The 3,647-nt window shown below is 58.1% G+C and carries 3 protein-coding genes and 2 tRNA genes; 3 read left to right on the top strand and 2 right to left on the bottom strand.

The window, feature by feature from the left end; translation table 11 throughout:
* On the bottom strand, nt 1-977 hold a 977-nt coding region (locus tag ACH2DG_RS20925), incomplete at its 3' end, for an efflux RND transporter permease subunit (protein ID WP_395028529.1).
* Between the two features lie 15 nt (nt 978-992).
* A complete protein-coding gene (locus tag ACH2DG_RS20920) occupies nt 993-2,297 on the bottom strand; it encodes an efflux RND transporter periplasmic adaptor subunit (RefSeq protein ID WP_395028528.1) in 1,305 nt (434 codons plus the stop codon).
* Nucleotides 2,298-2,522: 225 nt separating this feature from the next.
* Between ACH2DG_RS20920 and ACH2DG_RS20915 the strand changes: the two genes are divergently transcribed.
* From ACH2DG_RS20915 to ACH2DG_RS20905, 3 genes are all read left to right on the top strand, one after another.
* Nucleotides 2,523-3,143 carry a TetR family transcriptional regulator gene (locus tag ACH2DG_RS20915; protein WP_395028527.1) on the top strand — a complete coding sequence of 207 codons (621 nt, stop codon included), beginning with the start codon at nt 2,523-2,525 and terminating at the stop codon, nt 3,141-3,143.
* A gap of 89 nt (nt 3,144-3,232) precedes the next feature.
* Nucleotides 3,233-3,308: transfer RNA gene (locus tag ACH2DG_RS20910), tRNA-Arg, on the top strand.
* 86 nt (nt 3,309-3,394) lie between these two features.
* Nucleotides 3,395-3,471: transfer RNA gene (locus ACH2DG_RS20905), tRNA-Arg, on the top strand.
* Nucleotides 3,472-3,647 lie beyond the last annotated feature (176 nt).

Raw genomic sequence — 3,647 nt, 5'->3', positions numbered from 1 at the left:
GGGGCAGACCACTTCACGCCAGCCGGCAGGAAGGACTCGAGCTCGCCCATCTTGCTGTAGACCTCTTTGGCTGTCGCCATGGCGTTTGCCGTGGAGGTGAGCTGAACCGCCAATGCAACAGCAGGCTTGCCATCGAGGCGCGAGTTGAAGCCATAGCTTTCGGCACCCAGCTCCACCCGTGCCACATCCTTGATACGCACGGTGGAACCATCAGAGTTGGAGCGCAGCACCACATTGCCAAACTCTTCTGGCGTGGTGAGCTGACCAGGGACCACGATGGTGGCGTTCATGTTGGTGCCAGGCAGGCTGGGGGTATCGCCCAGCGAGCCACCCGAGATCTGCTGGTTCTGCGCGGCGATGGCAGCGTTGATCTGGGCGATCGACATGTTGTAGCCCTGCAGCTTGGTCGGATCGACCCACACACGCATGGCGCGGCCCGATGCAAACAGCTGTGCCTTGCCGACGCCGTTCAGGCGCTGGATTTCGGGCAGGACATTGCGGTTGACGTAGTCCGAGATTTCATCGCGCGAGGTCTCTCCGGTCTCTGACTGGAAGGTCAGAATCATCAGGAAGTTGCTCATCGACTTGTCGACGCGCACACCCAGCGATTGCACGATGGTCGGCAGGCGCGGCGTGGCACGGGCCAGGCGGTTTTGCACGTCCACCTGGGCCAACTCAGGGTTGGTGCCCGGCGCGAAGGTCACGGTCAGCGTGCCGCTGCCGGTGGCAGAGGCGGAGGACTCCATGTACATCAGGCCTTCGGCGCCATTGATTTCACGCTCGATGAGCTGCAAAACCGAATCGGTCAAGGTCTGAGCGGTGGCGCCGGGGTAGGCGGCCGTCACGGTAATCGTCGGAGGCGCCACCGATGGGAACTGCGCCACCGGCAGGCGGGTGATGGACACGATACCTGCGAGGACCACGAAAATCGCGATCACCCATGCAAAGATCGGTCGGTGAATAAAAAACTTTGACATGCAGCTGTGTCCTGTTTATTTGCTGGATGCAGCGTTGTTGCCGGCCTCGGCCGAGGCCGCTGGCTTGTCGGCAGGAGCGGCTGCATCGGCGGGCTTGCCACCGGCCGCTTGCGCTGGCTGGCTGCCCGCCTCTTTCCATGGCACGGGGGTTACCTTCTTAGCGCCCATGCCCAGCTTGATGAAGCCATCGATCATGACCTTGTCGCCCGACTTCAGGCCATCCGTCACGACCCAATTGGTTCCCTTGGACTGGCTGATCTGAACGGGGCGAGGTGCCACCGAACCATCTTCGGCCACCACCATCACGGTATTGCCCTTTTCGTTGCGGGTTACGGCCTGCTGAGGAATCAGCACGGCGTTGTCGACCTGGGCTTCTTCAATATGCACGCGTACATACATGCCAGGCAGCAGCATGCCATCGGGATTGGGCAACTCGGCGCGTACGCTGACCTGACCGGTCGTGGGGTCCACGGTCAAATCGGTGAACAGCAGCTTGCCTTCCTGGGCATAGGGGCGGCCATCATCCGTATACACCTTGACCTTGGCGGCATTGTCGCCCGCCTTGGCCAGCTTGCCAGAGTTCAGTGCTTCACGCATGCGCATGATGTCAGAGGACGACTGCGTGATGTTGACGTACAGAGGGTTGATCTGCTGAATGACAGCCAGCTCGGTCACCTGGCCTTGGCCCACCAGTGCACCTTCGGTCACCAGAGCGCGACCGATACGACCCGATATGGGGGCGGTCACCGAGGCATAGCCCAGGTTGATGCTGGCGTTGGTGACAGCTGCCTTGCCCGCTGCAACCTGTGCCTGAGCAGCTTTTTCGTTGGCGACTGCCACGTCATAGTCCTGCTTGCTGATGGCGTTGGCTTCCACCAGCGGCTTGTAGCGGCGTGCGGTAGAGGCCGCCTGTGCCAGCGTTGCCTGTGCCTGTGCGAGTGTTGCCTGGGCGCTTTCCAGACTAGCGCGGTAAGGCGCATTGTCGATCTGGAACAGGACTTGGCCCGCCTTCACGTCGGAGCCTTCCTTGAAGGTGCGCTTTTGCAGAATGCCTGCAACACGAGCGCCAACCTGCGCAACACGGAAGGGCTCCAGACGGCCTGGCAAATCCGACACGACGGGAATGCTCTCGAGCTTGACGGTCAGCACGCTGACTTCTGGTGGAGGAGGCGCGCCCTGCGCGGAGTGCTGTTCTTGTTTCTTGTCGCCACAGGCTGCCAAAACAAGCGCTGCAGCCAGGGTGAGGGCAAAGGTACTGGATTTCATACGTTGGCGAGAGGTTTGCGGTCTTTTGTCAGCGGCTTGGTGTGCTTCATACATGGGCTGCATGAAAGTCCCTTCGGAAGGTGTGAAATGAATGGGGTGAACCGCGGAGGATTCGGCGGGAATTGCCTGTGGCTAGTGGAATGCTATCTTCAATCCCCAGAAAAATGCTCCGCAATTATACATACATGCAGAAATGTATAATAGAGCTTATTTGTTAAATCTTTCATTGCCTGCAGCGAGACACTGGGGCAATGCGCTACAGGAACGGACGAGCAGAGCATGGCCCGGCGCACAAAGGCAGAAGCGGATGAGACGCGCACCAAGCTGTTGGATGCAGCAGAAGAGGTTTTTTTTGAAAAAGGCGTGGCGCGCGCGTCGCTCAACGAAATCGCGCAGCGCGCTGGCGCCACGCGTGGCGCGGTGTATTGGCATTTCAAGGACAAGGTGGATGTCTTCACTGCGGTGCTATCGCGCATATGCACTCCATTTGAGGAAATCTGCGACGACAAGTACGGTGAACTCTCGCCGCTTGCGCGGATTCGGCACTCCATCTACGCAGTGTTCGACAGCATGGACTCAGACGAGCGGCGACGCAAGGTGTTTGATACAGCACTTTTCAAGCTGGAATACGTTGGCGAGCTCGAGAGTGTTCGCGAAGGGCATGTGGAGAGCTCGGAGTGCTCTCAACGCAAGTTTGCGGATGACCTGACGTTGGCTGCCATGGAGCAGGGCGTTGTAATGCCCATGACGCCGACGGAAGCGGCGCTTGGCCTGCATTCATTGTTTGTGGGACTCATTCATGGCTGGGTGCTGAATGAAGGTAACTTCCCGTTGCGAAAGATCGGCGAGTTGTCTGTGGAGGCCTACCTCTCGGGTCTGGGTTTTCGGCGCCCGGCATAAGGAGAAGGAAGGTGTTTGGCATTGAGGCCTCACAGAGCTGCATCCCATGCCATAATTGAAGGATTGCTGAAAGGCAATTGTGTATATGCGCGGCTGTAGCTCAGTGGATAGAGTATTGGCCTCCGAAGCCAAGGGTCGTGGGTTCGATCCCCGCCAGCCGCGCCAAGTCAGCCGCTTACGATGGTAAATCTGGATTGACTTGCTGGTAGTTTTGAATTTGTGACCAAATTTGCGCTACAATACGCAGCTTAGCGGCTGTAGCTCAGCTGGATAGAGTACTTGGCTACGAACCAAGGGGTCGTGGGTTCGATTCCTGCCAGCCGCACCAAAAAAATGAAAAGCCTCAAGTGTCATCTTGAGGCTTTTTTATAGGTTGAAGCACTGTTTCGGGTTTGTTGGGGTTGCGGCCCTTCAAGAAATTTGCGAGAAATCGGAATTTTCTAAAAACTGCCAAAAATGATGCTACAATCTAGTTCTTCTTCGGAGGGGTGCCCGAGTGGCTAA

Origin of the sequence: Comamonas odontotermitis, assembly GCF_040396735.1 — a bacterium.
GTDB classification, from domain to species: domain Bacteria; phylum Pseudomonadota; class Gammaproteobacteria; order Burkholderiales; family Burkholderiaceae_C; genus Comamonas; species Comamonas odontotermitis_C.
Note: the sequence above shows the minus strand (reverse complement) of the source record. Positions and strands in the feature narration are given on the sequence as shown.

Bases quoted from the DNA above. Each gene is read 5' to 3' on its own strand.
- ACH2DG_RS20920 (WP_395028528.1), bottom strand. From the start codon at position 2,297: ATGTATGAAGCACACCAAGCCGCTGACAAAAGACCGCAAACCTCTCGC.
- ACH2DG_RS20915 (WP_395028527.1), top strand. From the start codon at position 2,523: ATGGCCCGGCGCACAAAGGCAGAAGCGGATGAGACGCGCACCAAGCTG.